Annotated in this window: 3 protein-coding genes; 2 read left to right on the top strand and 1 reads right to left on the bottom strand. The window is 32.1% G+C overall.

From position 1 onward, the window contains the following. On the top strand, positions 1 to 258 hold a 258-nt coding region (locus B153_RS36145; RefSeq protein ID WP_020600331.1), incomplete at its 5' end, for a transposase. A 686-nt stretch (positions 259 to 944) separates the two neighbouring features. Here the strand turns inward: B153_RS36145 and B153_RS0129395 are convergent. Continuing rightward, on the bottom strand, positions 945 to 1,343 hold the full coding sequence (locus tag B153_RS0129395; protein WP_020600332.1) for a hypothetical protein: 399 nt from the start codon (positions 1,341 to 1,343) through the stop codon (positions 945 to 947). Positions 1,344 to 2,005: 662 nt separating this feature from the next. Here B153_RS0129395 and B153_RS0129400 point away from each other — a divergent pair. Next, a complete protein-coding gene (locus B153_RS0129400; protein WP_020600333.1) occupies positions 2,006 to 5,179 on the top strand; it encodes a hypothetical protein in 3,174 nt (1,057 codons plus the stop codon). Positions 5,180 to 5,677 lie beyond the last annotated feature (498 nt).

Below are 5,677 nucleotides of genomic sequence, written 5' to 3' on the forward strand. Positions count from 1 at the left end.
ACGACCGATAAGCTCTACGGCTTAGCCCGGTTGGCTAAATGGCATGAGAAAGTCCGCCAAGCGGGTTTTAAGGCCTTCAACACGGTGGCTCGTTCGATCCAGAATCACTATGAAACGATTCTCAACTACTTTGACAACCGCAGTACGAATGCCTCAGCGGAGTCATTCAATGCCAAGATCAAGGCGTTTCGGGCTCAGTTCAGAGGGGTTGGTAACGTGGCATTCTTCTTATATAGGCTGTCTCAATTATATGCTTAATCCAAGTTACTCCACAAGTATTATCCTTGATCCCAAGTATGTCCTATGCTTTGAGAAAAATAAAAAAGGGAAGTTATTGCACTTTCTCTCGTTTTTCACATTGGTCGAAGTCGCTACGTATCATAACAGGTATATAACTTTATATTAGTCGCCAATTGATATAGTCATGTATATACTTCATTACCAGCCATCACCAAATGCCCGATATAAATCTACAAGGCTTAAAATTGTTGCTGTTTAAAGTTAATTAAGACTAATATAGTTTCCGGCTCCCTATGTTGTACAGCAATAACTTCGCAGCAGGTGTGCGAAGCCGTTAGAAAATGGTCGCTCGAAGTATTAGCGCATTTTCAATTGATTGAATCCTACTTTGATCGGACTGACAATCATACTGAATTCCAAAGAGTTGATATGGGGTTTACTAAGATAGAGTATATACACTCTAGTTATAACGGCTTAGAAGAGTATGCGGATCAGAATATTAGATAACATATAAAATGAGTATTAGCATTCTTATGGAAGAATAATCTTCATAATAGTCTGACTGATAGGGATTTATATTTAAATTAGATGTTTGCTAGACATAAAACTTTTCTGCCAATATCGTTTGTACAAACGCAACTAAACCATATTGACAGAAAAGTTTTAATCACATACCTTGAGAAAAAGAGTTGAATGAAAACAGATTACTCTTTTTTCATTTGTTGCATTTCATCGATAAAGCGTTGAATATGATCTGCTAAAAATATTAGCATTATTCCTATTACGAAACAGCAACAGCCAGATGAATTAGGTAGGTGAACTCCACCATTAAAAAAGTAATGATGGGTAACAAGTAAACAGAGCAAGTAATCAACTCTTGTTTTCCAGCGATCGCTTTCAGCCCAGAACTCATCTGAAAATTTGTGTTTATTGGGCTGATTAATAGCTATATGGCGGCTTATATAAAAACCTAAGATAATAAGGCCACAATACCAAGTATTATCACTTCTGCTGGCAATTTCATTAGTATGATAAATGCTAATGGACATTTTGGGGAGTAGAGGAGCAATAAATTGCACTCCTTGCAAAACATAGGTCTTCATTGCTATTTTTTTTAAATAACTGAAAAAAGTAGTTGCAAAAAAGCTACCTAAGTTGCTGGCAAGATAGGGGAGTTGTGTATCTTTGCGCCCAATTTAGGATAAGCAGGGAATCAAGGAATCCTGATTCCCCAATTAGTACCAGTGTCCACTCGCCAAAGTTAAGCTGGTACTACATGCAGCCAAATCCTTTCTACACAGCAGGCTTTCTGCCGAAAGGCACTAAGCCTGTTTTGTTTTTTTATACCATAGGCATTATGTTGAATGATTTTCAATGTGAAGAAAACAAAAATCTAATTAATTATACTATACTGAAAATCAGGCGATTGTGTAAATGTTTAATGTAATACTACTAATACCTTTTTTAAAAAATTTAATAACTGAGTATTATAAAGTTAAAAATTGATGAATACAAAATGAACTAACTAAAAAAAATATATTGTACTTTTTTAATAATCCTTTTTTGGGTACTGTAAAAATAGTTGCTTACGAGTTATTTGATGGGGATTTATTTTTAGTATCATTAAGATGATATATAATTTTTCTTATATGTTAAAATATTTTTTAAAATATATATATATATTTTAAGAGTGAAATATATTTCACTATTTTTACGAAAAAATAATCTTGAAATAAGGCAATAGTTTGTTTATATTGTACAATCAATGGATGAATTTAAAAAAATTAAAAATACTCTTAGTAAGTATTCATTATCCAGTCTAAGAGGATTAGTCAACAAATTACATAGCGAGCGAGAGAGTGTCTTGCATGCTGATAATATCAAGCCTCTTAAACATTTTGTATATAATGAAATTAAAACAGCCATAGGTAATGCCAAGGAGAGCTATTATAATAATGTCTACTACAGTATCCTACATGATAGATATATTAAGAATAATAATAAAACCCAGGAAGAAAGAGAAAAAGAGGAAAAAGAACATATTCTAAACATAATCTGTTACATATATTTTAAAAATTCTAAACTACAGTTTATAGATGGGAAAGTTTATTATAAACCTAAGAATGATGAAAAAGACCATGAACTAATTGATTTAAAAAATTACAAAAACATAACTAGTAACGATACTCAAAAAACTGCCTTAAGATATATTTTATATTATTGGAAAGAATCAAATGATTATTTAAGTTCAGGTACTTTGGGTAGATACATATTAGAAAAAAATCCTAAGTCTTCAAATGTCAAACTCATACGGAATAAGATAGAATTAAATGGTATAATTAGAGAAACTAGGAGTAAAGATGGTATTCATATTTCAATATTATTTAATGAAGTAGATGCCAAACAAACTCTAAGTTTATTATTCTATTCCAGAAATACATTTGGTGAAGAGGATGCATATTGGCTAGCCTATTCAAAAGAAAGACGAGAAGGAGATATATCAACTGGTATAGGTTATCTTGGGCGAATTGAGGAGGACATTAACAGCAAGCTTGATAGCGAATTAACTGATAAATTATTTCCTAAACTTCGAGGCAAAAGACTTGACATTTCCAGAAGCTTAGATATAATAGGAAATAAAAGAGATGATAACTTAGATCGAATAAAGGGGATATATAAATGCCATTTATTTATTCCTACAACTTCAGGCCCTAGATTAAGTCCTGTATTAGTAATAATTGATAATAAGGCAAGAGTCATAATTTACACATATAATCAGAAAAAATTTCCTAATGAGGTTTATTTTGGGTACTATGACTTAATTAGCATAAATCAAGAGAGTTTTTTAATAATAAATTGCGATTATAATGTAATAAAATCGAGAGTCATCAATTATGATGTGAAGATGAACTTTCATTTTATTTTTAAAACTAATGAATGGAATAGAAATAGTAACGAGTGGATTGGTGTACGAACAATAATTAGCCATCCGAAACTTAGGTTCCCCCTTGCATCTAAAGTGATATTAAAAAAACTAGATTTGTCAACTATCGAAGACCTAGTCGGATATAAGATTTTCGAAAAAGAAAACATTTCCGAAGAAGATTTAATTAATAAATTTTTCAATTTAGATGCTATATATGAAAAAAACGAAGCATCTAAATTATTAGATGATGTTGCAAACGTATTGATTAATTCATTGTGGGAGGTTCCAATAGAAGAAGATAATTTTAGGAATGTTGACTTGGAAAGATATTTCGAAAAAAATGAAGAAGTGAAAAGGTTTTTTTTGAATGGACATTCTGAAATTTTGGTAGATGGGGGTGTATCCATGCTATTGAAAGATATGCAAAATATTAGTCCTTTACATGGAGATTTTATTTGTCTTAATACTACATTATTTGGAGACCATCAAATTTACAAATATAAGAGTATACATGAAGTGCCAATTAAAAAATACCCAATTTCAATCTTTCCTAACGGCAATGCTAGACTCAAATCAAAGGATGCTATATATTATGGGAAAGTAATAAATTATTCAAAAGACATTCTTCAACTTAATTTTTATCGTGAAAGTAATAAATTAAATATTAAGGAAAGAAACATATATATGGATATAACGATTGATTTAAATAGTTATATAGATCACAACATACCTGGAAGTACTATTTGGTCTGGAATAGCTACACGACGGATTGCAAAATTGAAAAAATTAGAAAGTAGATTATGCTGTGTTGTAAGGTCAATAGATTCATTTGAACTTAATCAGTACGAGTCTGATATAAAAATAGATAGTTTTCAATTTTATAGGTTAGATAGAAAATACAATGGCATACTAACCTATTTGATTGGGCCGATAAACAGAATGGTTCGCTCTGGCCTCGATGAATATTCACTACAATATCATGCCAATAATAATAGCTATAAAAGAGACTTTTTCTATGCTGCATGCTATTTGAAAAGCCAAGGTGCATCAAATAGTATAGTTAAAGAAAGACTTTTTCAAGCCTATATTCATGGATTTGCCCGAATGAGTTATAAGGGTGAATTAGTAGATGAGAATATGAAAGTCAATAATAAAAACAAAAGTCAAATAAAGAAAAATAAAAAAGAGATAGATAATAGGCCTGATGTGTTAAAATTGAATGAAAAATTATTTAGTCAAGATTCTAAACCAATAGAAGTCTTTTTTGAAGAGAGAAAAATGTTAAAAGCTGCTATAGACAATGGTCTATTTTCAGAATTTGAACTGGTTGATTATATAAAACAACATTGGTTTGTAAACAAAAAAAATAATTTTGCCTTTAAAATATTTGGAGAAAATAAAATTGATGTTTCTATTGCCTTGCCTGATTATTCTAATGGCCATAATCAAGCAGATTTGCATACTGCAAATATTGCTAACGACTTGTTAGTATATAACGCTATTAAAAAAGCGACTTTTTTGCCCCCATCTGAAGCTTTATCAAAAGCGGGGAAAATAATATGTGTCGGCCTTTTCTCAAATAAATTATCGATGCATTGTAATAATTATGATCATAAAGAAGTTCATGGCCGTTATTTTAAATTTATTCAGGGGGATAACCCTAAAGCACATAAAATTAAATGTGCAAATTTTTTTAATGGGTCAATAAATTTATTAGAAGATAATTGGATTGAGTTTGAAATTGATGAAAACACAATGGATTATATCCTTATTTCCAAAGTCCGTTTAAATAAAGATGCAAAACAAAGTGCTGATATATTTATTGTTGGTGGTCTAAATATTGAGGGTACTAAGCTTGCAGGAGATTTTTTAGCATCAAGTTGGGATACACTCTACAATTTAAAGGATGATGATACTAATATTAAAATGAAGGATAGTAATTTTTTTACAATCTTATATAGAGTCTCTATTAATGGCTTTATAGAGCAAGTTTATTTCCGAGCATCAAATTAGTATTTTGACTTATCAATATTTAATCTAGCGCAAATTCGGGCTCTAAAACTGCCCCGAGTTAGTACCAGTGGATAGATTGAATTATTTAGTTGATGTTTACACTATAATAGTGCTGTTGCGTTCTATTAGAGCGTGTTGGGAAATTATGTTTGGTTTACAGCCTCAAGCCGTTGTAGCATGATTTGACTGTTAGCTAAATACAGCCAAGACACCGAAGACGATACGGTATACTCGTAATCCTTTACGATCCGCCGAAAGAAGTTGGTCCAGGCGATACTCCGTTCAACGACCCACCGCTTGGCAACGGGCACAAAACCACGCGCTGATTCAGGCCGAGCGGCTTTCTCAAAATCAATGCTCCAGCGGTCAAGCTCTTTGGCAAATACGCCATTNTAGGCTTGATCCCCGAAGACCTTCTCCAGTCGTTGGCCAACCCGCCAAAGAATGGCGACAACTAAGGATTCGCCCAGCGCGCCATCAGCCTGATTAGCAGCATCG

It is taken from the genome of Spirosoma panaciterrae DSM 21099, assembly GCF_000374025.1.
GTDB classification, from domain to species: domain Bacteria; phylum Bacteroidota; class Bacteroidia; order Cytophagales; family Spirosomataceae; genus Spirosoma; species Spirosoma panaciterrae.

Bases quoted from the DNA above. Each gene is read 5' to 3' on its own strand.
- B153_RS0129395 (WP_020600332.1), bottom strand. From the start codon at position 1,343: ATGAAGACCTATGTTTTGCAAGGAGTGCAATTTATTGCTCCTCTACTC.
- B153_RS0129400 (WP_020600333.1), top strand. From the start codon at position 2,006: ATGGATGAATTTAAAAAAATTAAAAATACTCTTAGTAAGTATTCATTA.